At 73.8% G+C, this 24,612-nt stretch carries 24 protein-coding genes and 1 riboswitch; of the genes, 10 read left to right on the top strand and 14 right to left on the bottom strand.

From position 1 onward, the window contains the following. Positions 1 to 130: 130 nt before the first annotated feature. Positions 131 to 1,237, top strand: a complete 1,107-nt coding sequence (locus ACFWPI_RS20550; protein ID WP_380375630.1) for a polyprenyl synthetase family protein — start codon at positions 131 to 133, stop codon at positions 1,235 to 1,237. Positions 1,238 to 1,293: 56 nt separating this feature from the next. Here the strand turns inward: ACFWPI_RS20550 and thiE are convergent, their stop codons facing one another. From thiE to ACFWPI_RS20535, 3 genes are read right to left on the bottom strand one after another with little or no spacing between them, the layout of a single operon-like run. Continuing rightward, positions 1,294 to 1,944 (bottom strand): thiamine phosphate synthase, encoded by a 651-nt coding sequence (gene thiE, locus ACFWPI_RS20545; protein WP_363378583.1) that lies wholly within the window; start codon positions 1,942 to 1,944, stop codon positions 1,294 to 1,296. Next, positions 1,944 to 2,309, bottom strand: coding sequence for an Rv2175c family DNA-binding protein (locus tag ACFWPI_RS20540; protein ID WP_063347255.1), 366 nt, complete (start codon positions 2,307 to 2,309; stop codon positions 1,944 to 1,946). The genes thiE and ACFWPI_RS20540 overlap by 1 nt, the downstream gene beginning before the upstream one ends. A gap of 42 nt (positions 2,310 to 2,351) precedes the next feature. After that, entirely contained in the window at positions 2,352 to 3,560 is a 1,209-nt protein-coding gene (locus tag ACFWPI_RS20535) for an NAD(P)/FAD-dependent oxidoreductase (protein WP_380336503.1), read from the bottom strand. A gap of 84 nt (positions 3,561 to 3,644) precedes the next feature. Then, positions 3,645 to 3,757: riboswitch (TPP riboswitch) on the top strand. A 3-nt stretch (positions 3,758 to 3,760) separates the two neighbouring features. On the opposite strand from ACFWPI_RS20535, the gene thiO reads away from it, so the two are divergent. The 4 genes from thiO (at position 3,761) to pknB (ending at position 8,101) form a co-directional block, all read left to right on the top strand. Then, positions 3,761 to 4,936, top strand: a complete 1,176-nt coding sequence (gene thiO, locus ACFWPI_RS20530) for a glycine oxidase ThiO (RefSeq protein ID WP_380375632.1) — start codon at positions 3,761 to 3,763, stop codon at positions 4,934 to 4,936. Then, positions 4,933 to 5,202 carry a sulfur carrier protein ThiS gene (thiS, locus tag ACFWPI_RS20525; protein ID WP_380375633.1) on the top strand — a complete coding sequence of 90 codons (270 nt, stop codon included), beginning with the start codon at positions 4,933 to 4,935 and terminating at the stop codon, positions 5,200 to 5,202. Before thiO ends, thiS begins: the two co-directional genes overlap by 4 nt. A 1-nt stretch (position 5,203) precedes the next feature. Beyond that, positions 5,204 to 6,001 (top strand): thiazole synthase, encoded by a 798-nt coding sequence (locus ACFWPI_RS20520; RefSeq protein WP_063347257.1) that lies wholly within the window; start codon positions 5,204 to 5,206, stop codon positions 5,999 to 6,001. A gap of 321 nt (positions 6,002 to 6,322) precedes the next feature. Beyond that, a complete protein-coding gene (gene pknB / locus ACFWPI_RS20515; protein WP_380375665.1) occupies positions 6,323 to 8,101 on the top strand; it encodes a Stk1 family PASTA domain-containing Ser/Thr kinase in 1,779 nt (592 codons plus the stop codon). 48 nt (positions 8,102 to 8,149) lie between these two features. Here pknB and ACFWPI_RS20510 read toward each other — a convergent pair whose 3' ends face one another. Continuing rightward, positions 8,150 to 8,779, bottom strand: a complete 630-nt coding sequence (locus ACFWPI_RS20510) for a molybdopterin-dependent oxidoreductase (protein ID WP_063347259.1) — start codon at positions 8,777 to 8,779, stop codon at positions 8,150 to 8,152. A 221-nt stretch (positions 8,780 to 9,000) separates the two neighbouring features. Between ACFWPI_RS20510 and bfr the strand changes: the two genes are divergently transcribed. After that, entirely contained in the window at positions 9,001 to 9,480 is a 480-nt protein-coding gene (gene bfr, locus ACFWPI_RS20505; RefSeq protein ID WP_063347260.1) for a bacterioferritin, read from the top strand. Positions 9,481 to 9,524: 44 nt separating this feature from the next. On the opposite strand, the gene ACFWPI_RS20500 is transcribed toward bfr, so the two are convergent. Continuing rightward, entirely contained in the window at positions 9,525 to 9,818 is a 294-nt protein-coding gene (locus tag ACFWPI_RS20500; RefSeq protein WP_063347261.1) for a bacterioferritin-associated ferredoxin, read from the bottom strand. 197 nt (positions 9,819 to 10,015) lie between these two features. Then, positions 10,016 to 11,425 carry a class II 3-deoxy-7-phosphoheptulonate synthase gene (locus tag ACFWPI_RS20495; RefSeq protein WP_380336515.1) on the bottom strand — a complete coding sequence of 470 codons (1,410 nt, stop codon included), beginning with the start codon at positions 11,423 to 11,425 and terminating at the stop codon, positions 10,016 to 10,018. A gap of 241 nt (positions 11,426 to 11,666) precedes the next feature. Here ACFWPI_RS20495 and ACFWPI_RS20490 point away from each other — a divergent pair, with 241 nt between their 5' ends. Then, positions 11,667 to 13,601 carry an anthranilate synthase family protein gene (locus ACFWPI_RS20490; protein WP_380375635.1) on the top strand — a complete coding sequence of 645 codons (1,935 nt, stop codon included), beginning with the start codon at positions 11,667 to 11,669 and terminating at the stop codon, positions 13,599 to 13,601. A gap of 92 nt (positions 13,602 to 13,693) precedes the next feature. On the opposite strand, the gene ACFWPI_RS20485 is transcribed toward ACFWPI_RS20490, so the two are convergent. Genes ACFWPI_RS20485 through ACFWPI_RS20475 form a run of 3 tightly spaced genes read right to left on the bottom strand, consistent with a single transcriptional unit; the run spans position 13,694 to position 16,480 of the window. Then, the gene (locus tag ACFWPI_RS20485; protein ID WP_380375637.1) at positions 13,694 to 14,374 is read right to left on the bottom strand and encodes a response regulator; all 681 of its coding nucleotides are present in this window, start codon (positions 14,372 to 14,374) and stop codon (positions 13,694 to 13,696) included. Next, entirely contained in the window at positions 14,352 to 15,611 is a 1,260-nt protein-coding gene (gene macS, locus ACFWPI_RS20480; RefSeq protein WP_244293333.1) for a MacS family sensor histidine kinase, read from the bottom strand. Before macS ends, ACFWPI_RS20485 begins: the two co-directional genes overlap by 23 nt. A gap of 35 nt (positions 15,612 to 15,646) precedes the next feature. Continuing rightward, a complete protein-coding gene (locus ACFWPI_RS20475; RefSeq protein ID WP_380375639.1) occupies positions 15,647 to 16,480 on the bottom strand; it encodes a lysophospholipid acyltransferase family protein in 834 nt (277 codons plus the stop codon). Positions 16,481 to 16,736: 256 nt separating this feature from the next. On the opposite strand from ACFWPI_RS20475, the gene ACFWPI_RS20470 reads away from it, so the two are divergent. After that, a complete protein-coding gene (locus ACFWPI_RS20470) occupies positions 16,737 to 17,531 on the top strand; it encodes an alpha/beta fold hydrolase (RefSeq protein WP_363377751.1) in 795 nt (264 codons plus the stop codon). A gap of 10 nt (positions 17,532 to 17,541) precedes the next feature. Then, the gene (locus ACFWPI_RS20465; RefSeq protein ID WP_380375641.1) at positions 17,542 to 18,315 is read left to right on the top strand and encodes a hypothetical protein; all 774 of its coding nucleotides are present in this window, start codon (positions 17,542 to 17,544) and stop codon (positions 18,313 to 18,315) included. 3 nt (positions 18,316 to 18,318) lie between these two features. Here the strand turns inward: ACFWPI_RS20465 and ACFWPI_RS20460 are convergent, their stop codons facing one another. The 5 genes from ACFWPI_RS20460 to ACFWPI_RS20440 all read right to left on the bottom strand — a co-directional run bounded on the left by ACFWPI_RS20460 (position 18,319) and on the right by ACFWPI_RS20440 (position 22,454). Continuing rightward, entirely contained in the window at positions 18,319 to 19,065 is a 747-nt protein-coding gene (locus ACFWPI_RS20460; protein WP_380375643.1) for an endonuclease/exonuclease/phosphatase family protein, read from the bottom strand. A 129-nt stretch (positions 19,066 to 19,194) separates the two neighbouring features. Then, a complete protein-coding gene (locus ACFWPI_RS20455) occupies positions 19,195 to 20,139 on the bottom strand; it encodes an ROK family glucokinase (protein ID WP_063347268.1) in 945 nt (314 codons plus the stop codon). Positions 20,140 to 20,332: 193 nt separating this feature from the next. Next, positions 20,333 to 20,710, bottom strand: coding sequence for a DUF5304 family protein (locus tag ACFWPI_RS20450; protein WP_350884427.1), 378 nt, complete (start codon positions 20,708 to 20,710; stop codon positions 20,333 to 20,335). Between the two features lie 85 nt (positions 20,711 to 20,795). Then, complete coding sequence (locus tag ACFWPI_RS20445) at positions 20,796 to 21,968, bottom strand: ArsA family ATPase (protein WP_380375646.1); 1,173 nt, start codon at positions 21,966 to 21,968, stop codon at positions 20,796 to 20,798. A 24-nt stretch (positions 21,969 to 21,992) separates the two neighbouring features. Next, entirely contained in the window at positions 21,993 to 22,454 is a 462-nt protein-coding gene (locus ACFWPI_RS20440) for an SRPBCC family protein (protein ID WP_063347271.1), read from the bottom strand. A gap of 325 nt (positions 22,455 to 22,779) precedes the next feature. Here ACFWPI_RS20440 and ACFWPI_RS20435 point away from each other — a divergent pair, with 325 nt between their 5' ends. Beyond that, positions 22,780 to 24,573, top strand: coding sequence for a long-chain fatty acid--CoA ligase (locus ACFWPI_RS20435; RefSeq protein WP_063347272.1), 1,794 nt, complete (start codon positions 22,780 to 22,782; stop codon positions 24,571 to 24,573). The last annotated feature ends 39 nt before the right edge of the window (positions 24,574 to 24,612 follow it).

Below are 24,612 nucleotides of genomic sequence, written 5' to 3'. Positions count from 1 at the left end.
CGTCCGTGGTCCGACGAATTCCGACCGGCGCTCGAAGCCCGCGCCCGCCGGCCCGCACGCCGGCTCGCACATCCGTTCCCAGTCGCCCCGCTACGCTTGCTGCACCCCAGCGAACCAGCGGAGCCTCATCGTGACCTCGTCCAGCAACCGGCCGGCCAACCCCATAGACGTGGAGGACGTCCGCGCGCGCGTCAACGCCGCCCTCGCCGCGTTCATGGACGGCCAGTCCGCCCTGTTGGACAAGATCTCCCCGCAGCTCGTGCCCGCCGCAGATGCCCTGCGCGACTTCCTGCTGGACGGCGGCAAGCGGCTGCGCCCGGCCTTCTGCTACTGGGGCTGGCGCGGCGCCGGCGGCCCGGCCGGCGGCGAGGGTATCGCGAACGCGGCGGCCGCGCTGGAACTGCTCCAGGCGAGCGCCCTGGTGCACGACGACCTGATGGACCGCAGCGACACCCGCCGCGGCCTGCCCTCGATCCACCGCCGCTTCGAGGCGCTGCACCGGGCGAACGGCTGGCGCGGCGACCGCGAGCAGTACGGCGCCTCGGCGGCGGTGCTGCTCGGGGACCTGCTGCTGATCTGGTGCGACGAGCTGTTCCTGCGCTCGGGCCTGGAGCCGGCCGCCGTGCTGGCCGCCAAGCCGGTGTTCGACCTGATGCGCACCGAGGTCATGGTCGGCCAGTACCTGGACGTCCTGGAGCCGGTGGCCGGCGACTCCGCCGACGAGGGCGCGCTCGACCGGGCGCAGACGGTGCTGCACTACAAGTCGGCGAAGTACACGATCGAGCGCCCCCTCCAGGTCGGCGCGCTGCTGGCCGGGGCCGGCCCGGAGCTGGTGGCGGCGCTGGGGGCGTTCGGGCTGCCGCTGGGCGAGGCCTTCCAGCTGCGGGACGACCTGCTCGGCGTCTTCGGCGATCCGGCGGTCACCGGCAAGCCGGCCGGGGACGACCTGCGCGAGGGCAAGCGCACCCTGCTGGTGGCGCACGCGATGCGGGGCCTGCCGGCCGCCGACGCCCGGCACCTGGACGAGCGGCTCGGCGCGCCGGACCTGCTGCCCGAGGAGGTCGCCGGGCTGCGCGACCTGGTGGCCCGCAGCGGCGCGCCCGAGCGGGTGGAGCGCCGGATCGACGAGCTGATGCGGCAGTCCCTGGCCGCGCTGGAGGCGGCGCCGCTGGCCGACGAGCAGGCCCGCACGGTGCTGCTGGCCCTGGCCGAGGCCGCCACCGTCCGCAAGTACTGAGATCCGCACGCAAGAGGATCCGCAGGTACGGAGAACGGTGGCGGCCCCCGGGGCCGTCAGGCCGAGCGCACCCGCCGGGCGAGCTCGGCGGCGGCGGCCTGCGGGTCGTCCGCGGCCGTGATGGCGCGGACCACGACGACCCGGCGGGCGCCGGCGGCCAGCACCTCGTCGAGGTTGCCGAGGTCGATGCCGCCGATGGCGAACCACGGCCGGTCGGTGCTCTGCTTCGCCGCGTACGAGACCAGGCCGAGGCCCGGCGCCGGGCGGCCCGGCTTGGTCGGGGTCGGCCAGACCGGGCCGGTGCAGAAGTAGTCCACGCCGGGCTCGGCGACCGCCGCGTCCACCTCGGACTCGGCGTGGCAGGACCGGCCGATCAGCACCTCGTCGCCGAGGATCGCCCGGGCGGCCGGCACCGGCAGGTCGTCCTGTCCGAGGTGCAGCACGTCCGGCCGGGCCGCGTGCGCGACGTCGGCGCGGTCGTTGACGGCCAGCAGCTTGCCGTGGCGGCGGCAGGCGTCCGCGAAGACCTCCAGGGCCTCCAGTTCCTGCTTGGCCTCCAGGCCCTTGTCCCGGAGCTGGACGATGTCCACCCCGCCCGCCAACGCCGCGTCCAGGAACTGGGCGAGGTCGCCCTGCTCCCGGCGGGCGTCGGTGCACAGGTACAGCCGGGCGTCGGCCAGCCGCCGGCGCGGCGTGTCCGCCGCCATCAGATCAGCATCGCCTGGGCGCGCCGCTTGACCTCGGTGCCGCGGTTCTCCTGCAGCGCCTGGATCGGGCTGCCGGGCAGCGACGGGTCCTCGGTGAAGAGCCACTCCAGGATCTCCACGTCGTTGTAACCGCAGTCGCGCAGCACGGTCAGGGTGCCGGACAGGTGCTTGACCAGCCCCTGGCCGTCGATGAACGCCGCAGGGACCTGCAGCGACTTGTTGGGGCCCCGCCGGACGGCGATCAGCCCGCCGGTGCGGACCAGGTCGCGCACCTCGGTGACGCGCACCCCCCACTGCTCCGAGATGTCGGGCAGGTACATCCACTCGGAAACCAGGGCTTCAATCTTGCTTTCAATCTCACTCACGCCACCAGACTGCCACCTCCACAGCCCCCCGCGCACCAGCCGCTACCCCGCGACCGCCGACTTCAGCGGCACCGAGGGGTCCGCCGCGCGGGCCCGGTCCAGCGCGGTGCCGCGCTCGATCAGCCGGCGGCCCTGGGTCAGATCGCGCGGCCGGTCGACGGCCAGCAGCGCGCTCGGCACCCCGTCGCGCAGCCAGAGCACCGTCCAGGAGGCGTCCTGCGGGCCGCCGCGCCACAGCAGTTCGTCGCCCTCGGCGTGCCGCCCGGCGTACTGGACCATCCGGCCGAACTGCTCCGACCAGAAGTACGGCACCGGGTCGTACGGCGGCGCGTCCGCGCCGAGGACGGCGGCCGCCGCGGCCTCGCCGGACTGCAACGCGTGGTCCCAGTGCTGGACGGCCAGCCGGGCGCCGGAGCGGGCGGACGGGTAGCTGACGCAGTCCCCGGCCGCGAAGACGCCGGGCAGACCGGTGCGCAGCCGCCCGTCCACCAGGACGGCGCCGGTGCCGTCCAGCTCGACGCCGGAACCGGCCAGCCAGCCCGTCGCGGGCCGGGCGCCGACGCCGACCACGACCTCGTCGGCGGGCAGGTGCGAGCCGTCCGCGAGCAGCACCGCGCCCTCCTCGACGGCAGCCACGCCGACCCCGCAGCGCAGGTCGACACCGGCCTCGGCGTACCAGGCGGCCATCGCCGAACCGACCTCGGCCGGCAGCGCGCCGGGGACGGGCGCCGGGCCCGCCTCGACCACCGTCACCTCGCAGCCGGCCGCGCGGGCGGCGGTGGACACCTCGGCGCCGATCCAGCCCGCGCCGACCAGCACCAGCCGCAGGCCGGGCCGCAGCAGGGCGCGCAGCGCCAGCGCGTCGTCCAGGGTGTGCAGCAGGTGCGCGCGCTCGGCGCCGGGCAGGGCGCGCGGGGTGGCGCCGGTGGCGATCACCAGGGCGTCGTACGGGAGGTCGCCGGCGTCGGTGTGCAGCACGCCGGGGGTGAGGCCGGTGGCGCGGCGGCCGGTGAGCAGCTCGATGCCCAGGTGCGGGTAGTCGATGTCCAGGGTGGTGGCGTCGGCCTTGCCGAGCAGCACGTCCTTGGAGAGCGGCGGCCGGTCGTACGGCGCGTGCGGCTCCTCCCCGACCAGCGTGATCCGCCCCCGCCAGCCGCCCTGCCGCAGCTTCAGGGCGCACTGCGCCCCGGCCAGCCCGGCCCCGACGACGACCACCTGATCCGTTGCGTTCAGCTCTGCCACGCCCGTCACTGTACTCAGCGCCCTGCCGGGGCCACCGGCCCGTCCACCCCGCGTACGGGCCTTCGGCCGGGCCCGCCCCCGGCGTTATGGTGGGGGCACCATCACGGGAGCCCGGCGTACCGGGCTGAGAGGCGGGCTGGCACGGCCCGCGACCGTCCGAACCTGATCCGGGTCATTCCGGCGAAGGGAGAAGAGCAGCCTTGTCACGCTTGCCCGAGGAAACCCACGCCGACGTGCTGGTGATCGGCGGGGGCATCATCGGCCTCGCCGTCGCCTGGCGCGCCGCGCAGCGCGGGTTGCGGAACATCGTCGTGGTCGACCCCTCCCCCGGCGGCGGGGCGGCCGGGGTCGCGGCCGGGATGCTCGCCCCGGTCACCGAGCTGCAGTACGGGGAGGAACCGCTGCTGCGCCTCGGCATGGCCTCCAACCAGCGGTACGGGGACTTCGCCGCCGAGCTCACCGAGGCGAGCGGCGGCCTGGACACCGGGTACCGCCGGTGCGGCACGATCGCCGTCGCGCTGGACTCCGACGACCGCGAGGAACTGCGCGAGCTGCACGCCTTCCACCAGCGACTCGGCCTGGACTCGTCCTGGCTGACCGGCCGGGAGGCCCGCAGGCTGGAGCCGATGCTCGCCCCCGGCGTGCGCGGCGGCCTGCACGTCGCGGACGACCACCAGGTGGATCCCCGCCGGCTGCTGACCGCCCTGGTGGCCGCCTGCGAGCTCGCCGGGGTCGTGGTCCACCGTGCCGAGGCCGTCGGGCTGCTGGTCGAGGGCGGCCGCGCGGTCGGCGCCCGGCTCGGCACCGGCGAGACCCGGAGGGCCGACCAGGTGGTGCTCGCGGCCGGCCCGCACAGCCACCGGCTGCCCGGACTGCCGGAGGGCGTGCTGCCGGCCGTCCGCCCGGTGAAGGGGCAGATCCTGCGGCTGCGGATCCCCGAGGCGTACCGGCCGTTCCTGTCCCGCAACGTCCGCGCGGTGGTGCGCGGACAGCACCTGTACCTGGTGCCCCGGGAGAACGGCGAGCTGGTGATCGGCGCGACCACCGAGGAGCAGGGCTACGACACCACCGTCACCGCCGGCGGGGTGTACGAACTGCTGCGCGACGCCCACGAGTTGGTGCCGGGCATCACCGAACTCCCGCTGCTGGAGACCTCGGCCGGGCTGCGGCCCGGCTCGCCGGACAACGCCCCGCTGCTGGGCCCGACCGCGCTGCCAGGGCTGGTCGCCGCCACCGGCCACTACCGCAACGGCGTGCTGCTCACCCCGGTGACCGCCGACCTGCTCGCCGAGTACCTGGCGACCGGCGAACTCCCCGAGCTCGCACAGCCGTTCACACCCACCCGGTTCTCCCCCGACCGCTCCACCACGAAGGCCTCCGCATGACCGAGATCGCACCACCCGAGACCACACCGGCCCAGACCACGCCGGCCCGGACCGCACCGGCCGAGATCGCGCTGACCGTCAACGGCGAGCCCCGCCGGGTGTCCACCACGACCACCCTCGCGGAGGTCGTGGCCACCCTCAGCGCCGCCCACAGCGGCGTCGCCGCCGCCCTCAACGAGGCCGTGGTGCCGCGCAGTTCGTGGCCGGCCACGGAACTGTCGGCGGGCGACCGGATCGAGATCCTCACCGCCGTCCAGGGAGGCTGACATGGCCGACGACCTGCTGACCATCGCCGGGGCGTCCTTCGGCTCCCGGCTGATCATGGGCACCGGCGGCGCACCCAGCCTGGAGATCCTCGAACGGGCACTGCTGGCCTCCGGCACCGAGCTGACCACCGTGGCGATGCGCCGGGTCGACGCCGGCACCCAGGGCTCCGTCCTGGACGTGCTGACCCGCAACGGCATCCGGGTGCTGCCCAACACGGCGGGCTGCTTCACCGCCGGGGAGGCCGTGCTGACCGCCCGGCTGGCCCGCGAGGCGCTCGGCACCGACTGGGTGAAGCTGGAGGTGATCGCCGACGAGCGGACCCTCCTGCCGGACCCGATCGAGCTGCTGGACGCCGCCGAGACCCTGGTCGACGACGGCTTCACGGTGCTGCCGTACACCAACGACGACCCGGTGCTGGCGCGCAAGCTGGAGGACGTCGGCTGCGCGGCGATCATGCCGCTGGGCTCGCCGATCGGCTCCGGCCTGGGCATCCGCAACCCGCACAACTTCCAGCTGATCGTGGAGGGCGCGGGCGTCCCGGTGATCCTGGACGCGGGCGCCGGCACCGCCTCGGACGTCGCGCTGGCGATGGAGCTGGGCTGCGCGGCGGTGATGCTCGCCTCCGCGGTGACCAGGGCGCAGGACCCGGTGCTGATGGCCGAGGCGATGCGGCACGCCGCCGAGGCGGGCCGGTTCGCCCACCGGGCCGGCCGCATCCCGCGCCGGTTCCACGCCGAGGCCTCCTCGGCGATGGCCGGCCGGGCGGAGCTGGACACCCGCGAGCACCCGGCGTTCTGACGCCCTGGCGCCCGGGCACCCGCCGCGTGTGCCGTGTCACAAACCGGGCACAGCCGGGCCCGGAGGCGATGTCCTCCGGGCCCCGCTGCCGCCGGAGCCCGAGGGCGTGCCTTCAAACCCCCGCCTGCGCGCCGACGCCGGGGCACGCACCTCGCCGCGTTGTCGTCGGTCGCCGATGGCCCCCAGCCTTCGGCCGGGAGGTGCCCCCACCGCATGGACTCCCTCCTCCGCCTTGCGATGCACGCACCCCAACGCCGCCACGCCCGCCCTCCGGGCGGACGACGGGGGTTTGAAGGCACGCCCTAGACTCTCCGGGTGGACATGGCACTGCACGACCCCTTGATCGGTACCCTGCTCGACGGCCGGTACCGGGTCGAGCAGCGCATCGCGACCGGCGGGATGTCCACCGTCTACAAGGGCACCGACACCCGGCTCGACCGGGTCGTCGCCCTCAAGGTGATGCACCCCGCGCTGGCCGGGGACGACGGCTTCACCGCCCGGTTCATCCGCGAGGCCAAGGCCGTCGCCCGGCTCTCCCACCCGAACGTGGTGAACGTCTTCGACCAGGGCGCGGACGGCGCGAACGTCTTCCTCGCCATGGAGTACGTGCCCGGCCGCACCCTGCGGGACCTGCTGCGCGACCGCGGCGCACTGTCCGTACGGGCCGCGCTGGACGTGCTGGAGCCGGTGCTGGCCGCCCTCGGCGCCGCCCACCGGGCCGGGCTGGTGCACCGGGACGTCAAGCCCGAGAACGTGCTGATCACCGAGGACGGGCTGGTCAAGGTCGCCGACTTCGGCCTGGTCCGGGTCCTCGGCACCGCCGACGGCGCGCCCACCTCGACCAGCACCGCGACCGGCGGCACGGTCCTCGGCACCGTCTCCTACCTGGCCCCCGAGCAGATCCTCCCGGACGCCCCCACCGACCAGCGGGTCGACGTCTACGCGGCCGGCATCCTGCTCTACGAGATGCTCACCGGCCGCCGCCCGCACACCGGCGACAACCCCGTCCAGGTCATGTACAAGCACCTGCACGAGGACGTCCCCGCCCCCTCGCTGATCGCCCCGGCCGTCGGCCCCGGGCTGGACGCCATAGTGGCCGGCGCCTGCGCCCGGACGGCCGAGGCCCGCCCGTACGACGCGGTCGAACTGCTCGCCGCCCTCCAGCGGCTCCGCCGCACGCTCACCCCCGCCGAGCTGGACGCCGAGCCGCCGGCCTCCACCCGGCCCAGCCCGCGCTACCCGACCAGCGAGCCGACCTCGGTGATCCAGCCGCCGACGGGGCCCGTCGACGCCGCGGCACCGGAGCCCACCAGCGTGCTGGACGTGCCGGCGGAGCTGCTGGACCAGCTGCTGGTCGAGCCGCGCCCGTACGACGAGCCGACCCCGGTGCGCGGGCGCCGGCCCGGCCTGCTGCGCCGCCTCCCCCGCAAGCCGCTGATCTGGGCGGCCGCGCTGACCGCCCTGGTGCTGGCGGTCGGCGGCGCGACGTACGGGCTGTCCGAGGGGCTGTACGGGCCGGTGCCCGGCGTGCTCGGCAAGGACCGGGCCGAGGCCCAGCGGATCCTGGACAAGGACGGCATGCACGGCCGCTTCGTCGAGGCGTTCAGCGAGAGCGTCCCGGCCGGGCAGGTGATCGCCACCGACCCCGGGGTGGGTGCGCGGACCCGCAAGAGCGACACCGTGACGGTCACCGTCTCCAGGGGCCCCAAGCGGATCGCGGTGCCGGACCTGACCGGGAAGACCGCCGACCAGGCCGCCGACGCGCTGACCGCGGCCCAGCTGACCAGGGGCGGCGTGACCGGGACGTACGACGACACCGTGCCGGAGGGCGTGGTGATCAGCAGCTCGCCGGCGGCCGGGCAGCTGCTCCAGGAGAACACCGCGGTCTCGCTGGTGGTCAGCAAGGGCATGGTGCCCGTCCCGGACGTCACCGGGATGAGCAAGGACGACGCGGCGAAGGCGCTCCAGGCGGCCGGCTTCACGATGCAGACCAGCGGGGTCAACCTGTTCGGCACGGGCAAGGTGTCCGGCCAGTCCCCGGCGGCCGGCGAGCGGCGCCCACAGCACACCGCGGTGACGGTCAACTTCCCCTTCTTCTAAGGGGATTCCTCCGACTCTAAGGGGATTCCTCCGAACGTCGGTCCGCCCTCAGCGCAGCGGGCCGTCGCCCGGCTCCTCCTGGTGGGAGTAGCGCTGCTCGCGCCACGGGTCGGCGAGGTTGTGGTAGCCGCGCTCCTCCCAGAAGCCCCGGCGGTCGGCCCGCATGTACTCCACCGCGCGGACCCACTTGGGGCCCTTCCAGGCGTACAGCCCGGGGACGATCAGCCGGACGGGGAAGCCGTGCTCGGCGGTCAGCGGCTCGCCGTTGCGGTGGGTGGCGAAGATCGTCCGCGGGTCGGCGAAGTCGGCCAGCCGCAGGTTGGCGCTGTAGCCGTACTCGGCCCAGACCATCACGTGGGTGACGCCGGGCGCGGGGGGCTCCAGGTCGAGGAGGGCGGCGGCCGGCACGCCCGACCACTCGTTGCCGAGCAGCGTGAACTTGGTGACGCAGTGCAGGTCGGCGACGACGGTGGTGCGCGGCAGGGCGTGGAAGGCCTCGAAGTCCCAGCTGTGCTTCTCCGCCGAGGCGGTCGCGCCGAACACCTGGAGGTCCCAGGTCAGCGGCTTGAAGCGGGGTACGGGCCCGTAGTGCAGGGCGGGCCAGCCGCGCTGCACGCGCTGCCCCGGGGGGAGCCTCGGGTCAGACGGCGGAAGCGGTTCTTGTTCGGACTGACCCATGACTCCATGGTGACAGACGGCGGTCGACGCGCCGTGCGCGCCCCTTCGCGCGGCCACGCGCCCCATCCCCAAGAACCGGTGGTCGAGCCCGTATCAGCTCAAATCGGATATTCCGAAACATGTCCTAGTGAGTGTGAACTTACTGGAATTTCCTCCCATTTCGATGCCAGGATGCGCAGCGCAGGAGTCACAACAGGCCGTAGCGCAGGGAGGCACCAGCCATGCAGGGCGACCCAGAGGTCATCGAGTTCCTCAACGAGCAGCTCACCGCGGAGCTCACCGCGATCAACCAGTACTTCCTGCACGCCAAGATGCAGGAGAACTTCGGCTGGACGAAGCTCGCCAAGTACACCCGGCACGAGTCCTTCGACGAGATGAAGCACGCCGAGACCCTCACCGACCGGATCCTCTTCCTGGACGGGCTGCCGAACTACCAGCGGCTGTTCCACGTCCGGATCGGCCAGACGGTCAAGGAGATGTTCGAGGCGGACCGCCAGATCGAGGTCGAGGCGATCGACCGGCTGAAGCGCGGGATCGTCGTGATGCGCGCCAAGAACGACGTCACCTCGGCGAACATCTTCGAGGACATCCTGGCCGACGAGGAGCACCACATCGACTACCTCGACACCCAGCTGGAGCTCCTGGAGAAGCTCGGCGAGGCGCTCTACCTCGCCCAGGTGATCGAGCAGCCGGAGTCCTGAGCCCTCAAGGCCGAGCCCTCAGGCCGAGTCCTCAGGCCGAGTCCTCAGGCCGCGCGCAGCGGGGCGACCAGGGCCGGGGCGGCGGGAGCCGCGGCGGCCACCGGCGCGGGCGCGGCCTGGGCCTGCGGGTCGGCCAGGCCGAGCTTCGCGGCGAGGCGGGCGGTCGGGCAGGGCCGGGCGCCGTGCTCGCCGAGCAGGGCCTGGATCCGTCGGACGCAGGACCCGCAGTCGGTGCCGGCCTTGCAGCCCCGGGCGATCTGACGCGGGGTCTCGGCACCGGCGTCGATCGCCTTCTTCACCTGGTCCTCGGTGACCGCATGGCACATGCACACGTACATCGCGGACTCTCCAGGGTGGTGCGGCGCCGACCGGCGGAACGATCTTGACTAAGGCTTGCCTTACTTCACTAAGCCTCACCTTACCCGGCGATCCGGGTACGAAAAAGCCCCTCCGGGCTCGGGGACCCCGAATCCGGAGGGGCTTTCGTCACATTCGTTCACCGGTGACCCGCCGGCGGCGGCTCACCCGTGGCAGCTCACTGGCCGCGGTACATCTCCGCCACCAGGAACGCCAGGTCCAGCGACTGGCTGCGGTTGAGCCGCGGGTCGCAGGCCGTCTCGTAGCGCTGGTGCAGGTCGTCGACCAGCACCTCGTCGCCACCGCCGACGCACTCGGTCACGTCGTCGCCGGTCAGCTCCACGTGGATGCCGCCCGGGTGGGTGCCCAGCGCGCGGTGCACCTCGAAGAAGCCCTTGACCTCGTCGAGCACGTCGTCGAAGCTGCGGGTCTTGTGGCCGCTGGAGGCCTCGAAGGTGTTGCCGTGCATCGGGTCGCAGATCCACACCGGCTGGGCGCCGGACGCGGTGACCTTCTCCACCAGGGTGGGCAGGTGGTCGCGGACCTTGCCCGCGCCCATCCGGGTGATGAAGGTGAGGCGGCCCGGCTCGCGCTCCGGGTCCAGCTTCTCGATCAGGGTCAGTGCCTCGTCGACCGAGGTGGTCGGGCCGAGCTTGACGCCGATCGGGTTGCGGACCTTCGAGGCGAACTCGATGTGCGCGTGGTCCAGCTGGCGGGTGCGCTCACCGATCCACACCATGTGGCCGGAGACGTCGTACAGCTCGCCGGTGCGCGAGTCCACGCGGGTCAGCGCGGTCTCGTAGTCGAGGATCAGCGCCTCGTGCGAGGAGAAGAACTCGACGGTCTTGAACTCCTCCGGCGCCACACCGCAGGCGTTCATGAACGCCAGGGCGTTGTCGATCTCCCGGGCGAGCTGCTCGTAGCGCTGGCCGGCCGGCGAGTTGCGCACGAAGTCCTGGTTCCAGGCGTGCACCTGGCGCAGGTCCGCGTAACCACCGGTGGTGAACGCGCGCACCAGGTTCAGCGTCGCGGCGGACGCGTTGTACATCCGCTTGAGACGCTCCGGGTCCGGGATGCGGGACTCGGGGGTGAAGTCGAAGCCGTTCACCGAGTCACCGCGGTAGACCGGCAGCGTCACGCCGTCGCGGGTCTCGGTCGACTTGGAGCGCGGCTTGGAGTACTGGCCGGCGATCCGGCCCACCTTCACGACCGGCACCGAGGCCGCGTACGTCAGCACGGCGGCCATCTGCAGCAGGGTCTTCAGCTTGTTGCGGATGTGCTCCGCCGAAACGCCGTCGAAGGCCTCGGCACAGTCACCGCCCTGCAGCAGGAAGGCCTCCCCGCGCGCCACGGCTCCGAGCCGGGCGCGCAGCTGGTCGCACTCGCCGGCGAACACGAGCGGCGGATAGGAGGCGAGCTCGGCAAGGGTCTTGCGCAGAGCCTCTTGGTCCGGCCATTCAGGCTGCTGCGCCGCGGGCAGGGACTGCCAGGAGTGGCCAGTCCTCGATGTCTCAGTCGTCACGGTCACACCACCAAGGCTACGGGGTGACCCGAGCGATTCGTGACCATTGCCCGAGGGGTGAGACATAACTCGGACAAACACGTGACCGGGCTCACCCTCCCCGCACGATCCGCTACGCTCGAACCATGCACGCGCCCCACACCCACTCCTGGTGGTGGGCCTCCCCCAAGGGTGGCCCACCGATCGCGCGTTCCTAGACGAACACGACGGCCGCCCCTCGGGGCGGCCGTCGGCGTATGCGCAGACGGCCCTCCGGGAGCGGATCCCAGCACCGCACCTCACCAGTCCCCCGGAAGGAAGCCGCTCCGTGACCGCCACCGCCGACCTGCTCGCCCGCCTCACCGCTCCCGACGCGCCCGCGTTCGCCCTGCTGCACCGCCGCACCCCCCGGCTCGCCCCGGACACCGTCGAGGTGCTGGTGGGCACCGTCGACAGCTACCGCAACCTCGCCGACCTGCCGGTCCGCACCGGCGTCCCGGCCGACGGCCCGGTGCACGACCTGCTCGCGCTCGTCCCGTACCGGCAGATCCGCGAGCGCGGCTTCGAGGCGCACGACGACGGGACCCCGCTGCAGGCCCTCTCGGTGACCGAACAGCACACCCTGCCGCTGGCCGAACTCACCGCCGCCCTGCCGCAGTCGCCGGTCTCGCTCACCGGCGGCTCGTTCGACATCGACGACGAGGCGTACGCCGCGATCGTCCGCCGGGTGATCGAGGAGGAGATCGGCAACGGCGAGGGCGCCAACTTCGTGATCCGGCGCGACTTCGGCGCCACCCTGGAGAACTTCTCGCCCGCACTCGCGCTCACCCTGTTCCGGCGGCTGCTGGAGCAGGAGCGCGGCGCCTACTGGACCTTCCTGGTGCACACCGGAGAACGCGTCCTGGTCGGCGCCTCCCCCGAGGTGCACGTCCGGCAGAGCGGCGGCACCGTCGTGATGAACCCGATCTCCGGCACCTACCGCTATCCGGCCGGCGGCTCGGACATCGACTCGCTGCTCCGGTTCCTCCACGACCCCAAGGAGCTGGAGGAACTGACGATGGTCGTCGACGAGGAGCTCAAGATGATGTGCACGGTCGGCGACCTCGGCGGCCAGGTGCTCGGGCCCCGGCTCAAGGAGATGTCCCACCTCGCCCACACCGAGTACGAGCTGCGCGGACGCACCTCGCTGGACGTCCGCGAGGTGCTCCGCGAGACGATGTTCGCCGCCACCGTCACCGGCAGCCCGGTACAGAACGCCACCCGGGTCATCAAGCGGTACGAGCCCGGCGGGCGCGGCTACTACTCCGGCGCGCTCGCCCTGATCGGCCGCTCCGCCAGCGGCGGGCAGCTGCTGGACTCGCCGATCTGCATCCGCACCGCCGACATCGACCCGGCCACCGGCCGCCTGGTCGTCCGGGTCGGCGCCACGCTCGTCCGCCACTCCGTCCCCGAGTCCGAGGTCGCCGAGACCCACGCCAAGGCCGCCGGGGTGCTCACCGCGATCGGCGCCCGGCCCGCGCCCGCCCGGCTGCCCGGCCCCACCGGCCCCCGGCTGGCCGACGACCACCGCGTCCAGGCCGCCCTGGACGCCCGGCGGGCCGACCTCGCCCCGTTCTGGCTGCGGATGCAGACGCCGACCGTGGTCACCGAGCCCGCGCCGACCCTGGTGGTCGACGGCGAGGACACCTTCACCTCGATGCTCGCCCACCTGCTCACCTCGATCGGCCACCAGGTCAGCGTCGTCCGCTACGACGCGCCCGGGCTGCCCGCCCTGCTGGCGGCGCACCGCGGGCCGCTGGTGCTGGGCCCCGGGCCCGGCGACCCGGCGCTCGCCGACGACCCCAAGATGGCCCTGCTGCGGCCGGTCGTCGCGGACGCCCTGGCCGCGGTCCGGTCCGGGGCCCGCACCGCGCCGCTGCTCGCGGTCTGCCTCAGCCACCAGCTGCTCTGCGGCGAGCTCGGGCTGGCGCTGGGCCGCAAGGACGTCCCGTACCAGGGGGCGCAGGAGAGCGTCGACCTGTTCGGCACCAAGCACACCGTCGGCTTCTACAACACGTTCACCGCGCGCTGCTCGGACGCCGACGCGGCCCGGCTCGCCGCGCAGGGCGTCGAGGTCGCCCGGGACGCCGCCACCGGGGACGTCCACGCGCTGCGCGGGCCCGGCTTCGCCGGCCTCCAGTTCCACCCCGAGTCGGTGCTGACCCGCGACGGCGTCGGCATCGTGGCGGGCCTGCTGCGCGAGGCGGCGGCCGTCCGCGGCTGAGGAACCGGCTGAGCAGCCGGTGGGGGGCCGGCCCGGGACCGGCCCCCCGCCGCACGCGGGATCGCCGAGGCGGCCGGATCCCGCCGGAACCGTCAGATGTCGTCGTCCAGCCCCTGCTCGATCGCGTACCGCACCAGTTCCACCCGGTTGTGCAGTTGCAGCTTGCCGAGCGTGTTCTGCACGTGGTTCTGCACCGTCCGGTGCGACAGCACCAGCCGGTCGGCGATCTGCCGGTACGACAGGCCCTTGGCCACCAGGCGCAGGACCTCGGTCTCCCGCGCGGTCAGCTGCGGGACGGCCGGCGCGGAGGCCGGGGCCGGTTCGGCGGCCAGCCGGCGGAACTCGCCCAGCACCAGGCCGGCCAGGCCCGGGGTGAACACGGCGTCGCCCACGGCCGTGCGCCGCACCGCGTCCAGCAGTTCCTCCCGCCCGGCCGACTTGACCAGGTACCCGGTCGCGCCGGACTTCACCGCCTCCAGCACGTCCTGGTGCTCGCCGCTGGCCGAGAGCACCAGCACCCGCACCGCCGGATCCTGCGCGGCCACCTGGCGGCACACCTCGGCGCCGGGCAGACCGGGCAGGTTGAGGTCCAGTACGACGACCTGCGGCGAGCAGGCGCGGGCCCGGCGGACGGCCTCCTCGCCGTCGCCCGCGGTGGCCACCACGTCGAGCCCCGCCTCGGCGAGGTCCCGCGAGACGGCGTCGCGCCACATCGGGTGGTCGTCCACGACCATCACCCGTATCGGCCGGTCAGTCGTCGGCTGATCGGTCATCAGAGCCCTTCCTCGGGACACGGAGTTCGACCTCGACACCCTCCCCGGGCGCCGAGTACAGCTCGGCCGTGCCGCCGAGGTCCAGCAGCCGGCCGCGGATGGACTGGGAGACGCCCAGCCGCCCGGCCCTCTCCGCCTCGCCGAGGCGGCCGGGGGCGAAGCCGGGGCCGTCGTCGCGGATGCTGACCGTGACGGCCTGCGGCTCGTCCTCCACCAGGATCCAGGCCCGGGCCCGCTCCCCGGCGTGCCGGCGGACGTTGTCGACGGCGGCGCCGACCGCCGCGGCCAGTTCGCCGGCCGCCCCGGCGGGCAGCAGCACCGGCCCGCCGGGGGCGGACAGCGTGATCCGCTCGTCGGCGTACGGGCGCAGCAGCGCGGTGAGGTCCTGCGGCTCCCCGGCCCCGCACTCCTGCGGGCGCTGCCCCGGGATCGGGCCGCCGGTCATCAGCGCCCGCAGGGCGCGCTCCTGCTCACCGGCCAGTCGGCCGAGTTCGGCGAAGTCGGCGTCGCCGCCCGGGCGTCCACCGGCCGCAGCCGCGGCGCCCTCGGCCGGCCGCGCGGTGAGTTCGGCGCCGTGGCGCTGGACGAGGGCGAGCACCTGGAGCACGCCGTCGTGGATGTCCCGGGAGAGCCGCTCGCGCTCCCGGGTGGCCGCCTCGACCTGGAGTGCCCGGGTGAGCGTCGCCTCGCTGGCGCGGGCCAGTTCGATGACGTAGCCGATGGCGCAGCCGGCCACCATCAGCAGCATGATGTTGTGGATGTTGTCGCCGGTCGGGCCGCCGTGGCCGAGGATGTTGGCGACGCCGATCACCGTGCCCGCGGCGGCCGCCCAGCGCCAGCCGCCCTTGCCGGCGAAGCCGAGCACCGTGCCGGCGGCCCAGATGGTCGGCAGGGTGGGCGCGCCGTGGCTGATCCGTACCGGGTCGTCGGTCAGGCCGCTCATCACGATGCCGGTGACGGCGAGGGTGAGGTCGGTGCCGAGCACGTACCAGGTGCAGCGCTGCGGGCCGGCGAAGGCCCGGGTGCTGGCGAGTGTCCAGAGGGTGAGCGTGCCGAGGAAGATCCAGCCGGCGACGGGGTGCAGGAAGTCCAGGTAGGAGTTGAGGTAGCGCAGCAGGGCGTAGCACAGGGCCAGCACCCGGAAGTAGGAGATGGCCTTCCACAACGGCAGTTCGACGGACATGCCCCCGGCCGCGACCGCGCCGCCGACTGCCCCGGTTCTCTCGCCGTCCGTCATCCTTGCGCCCCTCCCCTGGGCCGTGCCCGCGGTCGTCAGGCCGACCCGGTCTCCTTCGGCTCCTGCCCGGACTGCTCGGCCTGCTCCGTCGCGGCGGCCTTGTCGGCGGCGGCCTTCTCGGCCTCCGCCTCCGCCTTCTCCGCCTTGGCGGCGGCCTTGCGCTCGGCGTCGGCCTTCTTCTTGTCGTCGGCGATCTGCCGCTTGGCGGCGGTCGCGTAGATGTCCACGTACTCCTGGCCGGAGAGCCGCATGATCTCGTACATCACCTCGTCCGTCACCGAACGGAGGATGAAGCGGTCGTTCTCCATGCCGTGGTAGCGGGAGAAGTCCAGCGGGCGGCCGATCCGGATGCCGGGGCGGGTGCCGAAGTTGGGGATCACCTGACCGGGCGGCTGGACCTTCTCGGTGTCGATCATGGCGACCGGGATGACCGGCGCGCCGGTGGCCAGCGCGACGCGGGCCAGGCCGCCGACCTTGCCGCGGTACAGCTTGCCGTCGGGCGAGCGGGTGCCCTCGGGGTAGACGCCGAACAGCTCGCCGCCGTCCAGCACCGCGATGGCGCTGCGGATCGCGGCCTCGCCCGCGCCGCGCACGCCCGAGCGGTCCACCGGCAGCTGGCCGACGCCCTTGAAGAACGCGGCGGTCAGCCGGCCCTTGATGCCCGGGGTGTTGAAGTACTCGGCCTTCGCGATGAAGGTCACCCGGCGTTTGATCAGCGCGGGGAAGAAGAAGGAGTCCGAGAAGGACAGGTGGTTGCTCGCGATGATGGCCGCGCCCTCGGTGGGGATGTTCTCCTCACCCTCGATCCACGGCCGGAAGAAGATCCGAAGCAGTGGCGCGACGATCATCTTCATCAGTCGGTAGAACAACCCGGGCCTCCTGTTATGCGGACCGGTCGATCCTAATGCCCCGTGGGCTCGGCCCGCGCCCCGCCCCGCCCCGGCGGGCCGCCGTCGGACTCCCGCAGGCACTCGCACGGGGGCCGCCGAGAGGGGTGTGCGGCCCGCGCGGAGGCCGCCATGAGGGGTGTACGTCCCGGGCGGGGCCGTGGGACGATGCGGATTCCCGCAGCCTCCCCCTCCAGCGTTCCTCCCCCAGCGCCACCCGCCCGCGAAGGAGTCCGCCATGCCGTTGCTGCCCGGTGCCGAACCGTATCGCCACCGCGGCGGACCGGTGGGGGTGCTGCTGTGCCACGGCTTCACCGGATCGCCGCAGTCGCTGCGGCCCTGGGCGGAGGAACTGGCGGCGGCCGGGTTCAGCGTGTCGCTGCCGCTGCTGCCCGGGCACGGCACCCGGTGGCGGGACATGCAGGTCACCCGCTGGGAGGACTGGTACGCCGAGGTCGAGCACGAACTGCTGACGCTCTCCGCCGAGTGCGAGCAGGTCTTCGTCTGCGCGCTGTCGATGGGCGGCGCGCTGGCGCTGCGGCTGGCCGCGCTGCACGGTCCGGCGGTGTCCGGGCTGGTGCTGGTCAACCCGTCGGTGCGCTCGGACAACCCTGCGAGTGTGCTGCTGCCGGTGCTGCGGCACCTCGTGCCGAGCGTGCCCGGGATCGCCGACGACATCGCCAAGCCCGGCACGGTCGAGCTGGGCTACGACCGGACGCCGCTGAACGCCGCCTGGTCGCTGGGCCGGCTGTGGCGGGACGTCCAACGGCGGCTGCCGCAGGTGACCCAGCCGGTGCTGCTCTTCCGCAGTCCGCAGGACCACGTCGTCTCGCCGGCCAACTCGGAACTGGTGCTGGCCCGGATATCCTCGACCGACGTGACGGAGCGGCTGTGCCAGCGCAGCTTCCACGTCGCGACGCTGGACCACGACGCGGCGGAAATATTCGCGGCCAGCCAGGACTTCATCCGACGGCTGGCCCCCGCGCACGCGGTGGGCGTCACCGGGGTCGAATCCGACGATCACCATGGCTGAAGGGCCGGAAGTGCACGAGAGCAGCACGGCGGGCGGCGGGGACGAGGCACCCCGCGAGGACGGCACAGCGAAGGACAGCACGGCGAAGGACAGCACGGCGAAGGACGGCACCGCGCACAGCGGCGCCCCGGCGGACCGTCCGGGGGCGGACGGCGTCACCGCCCCGGCCGCGGAGGCCGCCGAAGCACCGGCCGCCGACCGGCGCCCGGCCGAACCGGACGCCACCGCGCCCGCGGAGCCCCGCACCCGGCGCGCCCCCGAGCGCAGCCAGGCCGAGCAGGACGAGATCTTCGCCGCCCTGGTCGCCCAGTTCGACGACCCCGTGGACCTCACCAACCCCAACTGGCCGGAGGTCGAGAACCTCCGGGCCCAGAGCGAGCTGAAGGGCGGCTTCAAGGACGCCCCCGGCTCCCGGACCGACCCGGACGACCTCGCCGACCTCGCCCCGCAGCCCCGCCCCCGCTCCGGTCGGCCGGTGATGCCGGCGGCGGGCTCGGGCCCGCGCGACTTCGAGCTGGCCGAGGAGACCGACGAGGACCACTACGTCCCGCCGGAGCCCCCGCCGCTGCCGACCGCCGACGTCACCGCGAAGTTCGCCTGGCTCGCGGTGCTCGGCGGCCCCGCCCTGCTGCTGTTCGACGCGGTGGTGTGGCGGGAGATCGCCGGCTGGCCGGCCTGGGTGGGGATCACCGCCTTCCTCGGCGGCTTCGTCACCCTGGTGACCCGGATGAAGGACCGCGACGAGGACGAGCCCGAGGACCCGGACAACGGCGCGGTCGTCTAGGTCCTAGGCCTCCGGCAGCTCCAGCACCGCGAGCACCGGCAGGTGGTCGGTCGCGGCGCGCAGGTCGGCCTCGGTGACGCCGGGCAGCCCGTGCGGCACCCCGCAGCCGAGGACGGTGATCCCGGGCGTGGCGAACACGGCGTCGATCCGCTGGTAGGGGCGCTCGGGGACGGACGTGAACTCGCCGCCCCAGGGCGCGGTCGGGTACCCGTCCTGGAGCCGCGCGGCCAGCAGCCGCCAACCCCTGCCGTCCGGGTGCTCGTTGAAGTCCCCTGCCACGATGCCGTGTTCGGCGATACCGAGCTGGTCGAGCAGCAGCTCGAACTGGCCGTACCGCTCGTCGGCGTCCAGGCTGAGGTGGCAGCTGGTGAGGGTGAACGGCGCCGTTCCGGGCAGTCGCAGCAGTGCGGTGGCGAAGCCGCGGGCGTGCAGGCCGCGGGTCTTGGGCAGCAGCCGGTCGTGCACGCCCAGCAGTTGCGCCGCGCCGGGCCGGCCGAGCAGCAGCGGCCCGGCGGCGGTCCGGCCGCCGCCGGCCAGGACGACCGTCCCGGTGCTCCGGGCCAGCCGGGCGGCCTGACCCTCGGGCCGCCAGTAGCGCGGTGACTCCTGGATGCAGACCAGGTCGGGCGCGCAGGCCCGGATCACCCGGGCCAGCGCCCGCCGGTCGTCCCGCAGCGAGCGGATGTTGTAGCTGAGCAGGCGCAACCGGCGCGGGCCGGGCGGCGGCGGTTCGGCGGGTGCCGTGGTCATGGTCCTGGTCCTCCCCGTACGTGGTGCGTGGGACGACCGTACGGCAGGGCCGGGGGCGTGCGTCGGCGGCGGCGCGTCCGGAGTTGGTCGGGGTCCGGTCGCACCGCCGCCGGCGGGTTCAGGGGGTGGCTACGCGGTGCGGGCCAGGTCGGCGGCGCCGACGATGCCGGCGGCGGAGCCCATCGAGGCCAGCACGACCTCGGCGCGCGGGCGGTGGATGCCGCCGGTGAGGTAGTGCTCGAAGGCCTTGGCGACCGGGTCGAGCAGCAGGCGGCCGGAGTCGGAGACGCCGCCGCCGAGGACGAAGACGCCCGGGTCGAAGAGCGCGGCGAGGTCGGCCATGCCGCGGCCGAGCCAGTCGGCCAGTTCGGCGTAGCACTCCAGGGCGAGCGGGTCGCCCTCCTCGGCCGCCTCGGTGATGTGGATGCCGCGGATGGTCTCGGCGACGCCGTCGTTGAGCTCCAGCATCCGCCGGCCGCGCACCTGGTCGGCGGCGGCCTTCTCCCGGCCGTAGCGGCGCAGCGCCCGCCCGGAGCCGTACTGCTCCCAGCAGCCCTTGCCGCCGCAGCCGCAGGTCAGGCCGTCGGGGACCATGTTGAGGTGGCCGATCTCGCCGGCCACGCCGAACCGGCCGCGGTGCAGCCGGCCGTCGAGGACGATGCCGCCGCCGATGCCGGTGCCGACGGTGATCAGCACCATGTCCTGGTGGTCGGCGGCGGCGCCGAAGCGGAACTCGGCCCAGGCGGCGCAGTTGGCGTCGTTCTCGACGACGGTGTCCAGGCCGGCGAGCTCCTCGATGCGGCCGCGCAGCGGCTCGTTCTCCCAGTCGATGTTGGGCGCGAAGATCACCGTGGAACGGTTGCTGTCCACGAAGCCGGGGGCGCCGACGCCGACGGCGGTGACGTCGGGGTGCTGCTCCTTGAGCTCGCGCACGGCCTGCGCGATGGCATCGACCGCCCACTGCGGGTCGGCCGGGGTGGGCACCCTGGTCCGGGCCAGGATCGCGCCCGCCTCGTCGACCACGCCTGCCGCGATCTTGGTCCCGCCGACATCGACGCCGATGGTCAGAGCCATGTGTCCCTCAGCTATTCACTCGTTCCCGCTGGGCGGAACGGTACCGCCCAACCCTGCCCCCCGTACACAGCCTCGCATACATTAACCGAAGACAATCATGGACCAACCGGGCCGTGACGCTTCAAAAGTCGTATCTAATCGCCCGCTTCGTCACGCACCAGAGCAACGCGATCACGGTTCGAAGGTTACGGATTCACTGCTTGGCGGACGCCTCGTCAGGCGTGTCGAGGTCGATCCGCTCGGTGGCGGCGCCCTCGCCGGCCGTCCAGCGGTGCTCGTGGCCGGCCACCGCGGCCCGGTAGGCGGCCAGCAGCTCGGTGCCCGCGGCGGCCAGCCCGGAGCCGGCGGCGGCGAGGTGGGAGTAGACCTCGGGCTGCTGGGTGCGCAGCCGGTCGGCCAGCCCGGAGAGGGTGATCAGGGTGTCGGCGCTCGCCTCCTGCGCCTTCTGGCCGACGGCGGAGGCGAGCTTGCGCACCTCGTCCACCAGCGGGCCCAGCTCCGGCCCGAACGGGTGGGCCTGCGGACCGCCCGGCTCGGCGGTGGGCTCGGTCCGGTCGTCGGTGCTGGTCATCGCGGGCGCCTCCTCAGCCGGGGCCGCACCCCGCGGCCCTCGGGCCCGACGCTACCGGACAGCCCGTAGGGGCCCCGAAAGCACTTCAGCCCCGGGGCCAGAGCGCCGGGTCGGGCGCGAACCGCACCGAGAGCGCCCCGTCGTGCAGGCTCGCGCCGGCCACCGTGCAGCGGCGCAGCGCGGACGGCAGGGTGAGCACCCGGCGGTGGGCACCGAGGCCGACCACCAGTTCGTCGCCGCGCCGGACGAGGTCCAGCTCGGCCCGGTCGGCGCCGGGCAGCGCGAGGTGCCAGACCAGCAGGCCCTCCTCGGCGAGGCGGTCCTCGACCGGCCAGGGCTCGGGGGCCAGCCGCTCCGGGCCGGGCCCGTCCCCGTACAGCCGGTCGGCGACGGCCTCCAGGGTGGCCTCGGCCAGGCCGGTGGCCAGCACCGGGGCGTCGGTCTCGGCCGCGAGCTCGGCCAGTTCCTCCCGGCGGCGGCGGGCCAGCGCGGCCAGCCACGGGTCCGGCGAGTCGGCCGCGCCCTCGGGCAGCACGCCGTGCACCACGACGGCGTCCGGCCGGTGGCCGTGCAGGGCCAACCCGGCCCGGATCCGGCCCAGTTCCTGGTACGGGTGGCCGTCGGCCGGCACGACCAGGCGCACGCTGGTGCCGGGCGCGGCGATCGCGGCGCGGGACTCGGCGAGCACCGCGGCGGCCTTGGTCCGCCCCTCGTACAGCCACTCGGCGGGCATCGGCACGCCGGCCAGGCCGGCCAGCAGCGGGCGCAGCGCCCGGGCCGCCTGCCGCTGCTCGGGGACGAGCCGGTCCAGGTAGCGCTCCAACTGCTCGGGCAGGGCGAGGGTGGCGATCAGCTCGGCGGGCGGCGGGGCGAGCACGACCAGGACGTCCTGGTCGGCGGCGGGCAGGGCGCGCAGCAGGGCGATCCGGGCGATGCCGGGGAGGGCGGTCAGCTCCTCGGGGTCGAGCTGCTCGGCACCGAGCAGGTCGAGGGCGGGCCTGAGCCGGCTGGTGAGCTCGCCGGCGGCGTACCGGAAGGCGGCCTGCTCGTCGATCCGGGAGACGGTCAGGCCGGGTGCGTAGCGGGCCGGTTCGGGCTCCAGGCGGGTGCCGAGGACGCCGTCCAGGGCGCGGTGCGGGTCGTCGGCAGCCAGCAGCCAGGTGCGGTGGCCGCGCCGGGCCGCGTGCAGGGCGGTGGCGGCGGCCACCACGGGCGCGCCCGCGTCGCCGCTGACCAGGATGGTGCGTGTCGCCGTCATGCCGTCGGCCCCCGTTCCGCCGCGTCAGCCCTGGACGGGCTTCTTGCCGTCGGCGTCCTCGACGCGCTTCTTCAGACCGGCCAGGGCGCGGTCGATGATGACCTTCTCGGCCTTGCGCTTGATCATGCCGAGCATCGGGATCTTGACGTCCACGGCGAGCTGGTACGTCACCTCGGTGCGGCTGCCGGAGAGCGGGGCGAGGGTGTAGGAGCCGTCCAGCGAGCGGAGCATCTGGCTGCGCACGAGGGTCCAGCCGACCTCGCGGTCGCCGTCCCAGGTGTAGGCGAGGACGTGCTCGTCACGGATGGCGCCGGCGTCGAGCAGCAGGCGGACCTGGGCGGCGCGGCCGTTCTCGCCGGCTTCCAGGACCTCGACCTCCTTGACCTCGCCGGTCCAGGCCGGGTAGGCGGCGAAGTCGGCGATCACGGCCATGACCGTGGCCGGGGTCGCGTCGATGGTGATGCTCGACCTGGTGTGCTCCGCCATGGAATGGCCCTCCGCGTCGTCCCTCTGCCTGCCGGTCCGGTCGAGCGTGCTCGGCCTTGTCCGCCCGGAGCAGGCTACCGCGACCGGCGATCGGCTCGGCCGCGCGGGCCGCGGCTCGGCGGGGGCCCGGCGCCGGTCGGCGGGGCATGCTACCGGCCGGTCACCTCGGGGCTGTCGTAGGGTGCCATTCGAACGACCCGGTCACGGCCTGGTCGGACCCGGCCGGGTGTGACACTTCGAACACCGGAGCCGACCCCCCTGGTCGAAGCTGCCTACCGGGCAGTAACGTCCTGCCGTCCCGCAGCGTCGCGAACGAGGAGCAGTCTTGCTCGACTTCAGCCTTCCGGCTCTCTACCAGGTACCCAGCGGCGGTAATCTCTCCGACCCTGTGCACCGGAACGCAGCGGAGCACCCGGATGTCGCGGTGCTCAGCCGTAAGGTGGACGGCCGCTGGCAGGAGTTGACCGCGGTGCAGTTCCTGGCCGAGGTGCACGCCGCCGCCAAGGGCCTGATCGCCGCGGGCATCGAGCCGGGCGACCGGGTGGGCGTCATGTCCCGCACCCGGTACGAGTGGACGCTGCTGGACTTCGCGATCTGGACGGCCGGCGCGATCACCGTCCCGGTGTACGAGACCTCCTCCGCCGAGCAGGTCGAGTGGATCCTCGGCGACTCCGGCGCGGTCGCCGTCGTCACCGAGACCGACCAGCACGTCAAGGTGGTCGACGAGGTCCGCGGCCGGCTGACCGGGCTGAAGCACACCTGGCAGATCGAGGGCGGCGCGATCGCCGCGCTGGCCGAGGCCGGGAAGGACGTCCCGGACGAGACGGTGCAGGAGCGCCGCTCGACCGCGACCGCCGACTCGATCGCCACCATCGTCTACACCTCGGGCACCACCGGCCGCCCGAAGGGCTGTCAGCTGACGCACGCCAACTTCCTCGCCGAGTGCGGCAACGTGGTGGAACGCCTGGCCCCGCTGTTCCGCACCGGCGACAGCTCCGTCCTGCTGTTCCTGCCGCTGGCCCACGTGCTCGGCCGGATCGCCGAGATCGCCACCGCGATGGCGCCGATCAAGCTGGGCCACGTCTCCGACATCAGGGACGTCACCGCCGAGCTGGCCGCCTTCAAGCCGAGCCTGATCCTGGGCGTGCCGAGAGTCTTCGAGAAGGTCTACAACACCGCCCGCGCCAAGGCCCAGGCCGACGGCAAGGGCAAGATCTTCGACAAGGCCGCCGACACCGCGATCGCCTACAGCCGGGCGCTGGACGCCGGCGGCGCGGGCCTGGTCCTGCGGATCAAGCACGCGGTCTTCGACAAGCTGGTCTACAGCAAGCTGCGCGCCGCCCTCGGCGGCCGGGCCACCCACGCCATCTCCGGCGGCGCCCCGCTCGGCGAGCGGCTGGGCCACTTCTACCGGGGCATCGGCTTCACCGTCCTGGAGGGCTACGGCCTGACCGAGACCTGTGCGGCCACCGCCTTCAACCCGTGGGACAAGCCGAAGATCGGCACGGTCGGCCAGCCGGTCCCCGGCGCCTCGGTGCGGATCGCCGAGGACGGCGAGGTCTTCTTCAAGGGCCCGCACGTCTTCACCGGCTACTGGAACAACCCGCAGGCCACCGCCGACACCCTCAAGGACGGCTGGATCGCCACCGGCGACCTCGGCTCGCTGGACTCCGAGGGCTACCTGACCATCACCGGCCGCAAGAAGGAGATCATCGTCACCGCGGGCGGCAAGAACGTCGCCCCGGCCGTGATCGAGGACCGCATCCGGGCGCACGCGCTGGTCGGCGAGGTCATGGTGGTCGGCGACCGCAAGCCCTTCGTGGCCTGCCTGGTCACCGTCGACCCGGACTTCTTCCCCAAGTGGAAGGAGCTCAACGGCAAGCCCGCCACCGCCACGGTGGCCGAGCTGAGCCAGGACCCTGACCTGCTGGCCGCCCTCCAGGCCGCGGTGGACGACGGCAACGCGGCCGTCTCGCACGCCGAGGCGGTCAAGAAGTTCCGCCTGCTGGACACCGAGTTCTCCGAGGAGAGCGGCCACCTGACGCCCTCCCTCAAGCTCAAGCGCAACCTCGTGCTGAAGGACTTCGCCGCCGACATCGAGGCGATCTACCAGAAGTAGCCGCAGGGCCCCGCCTCCGCGGAAGGAGACGGGGCCCGC

This window comes from Kitasatospora sp. NPDC058492 (assembly GCF_042720685.1).
Lineage (GTDB): Bacteria > Actinomycetota > Actinomycetes > Streptomycetales > Streptomycetaceae > Kitasatospora.
The sequence above is the reverse complement of the archived record's forward strand: the minus strand, read 5'-3'. Positions and strand labels throughout refer to the sequence as shown.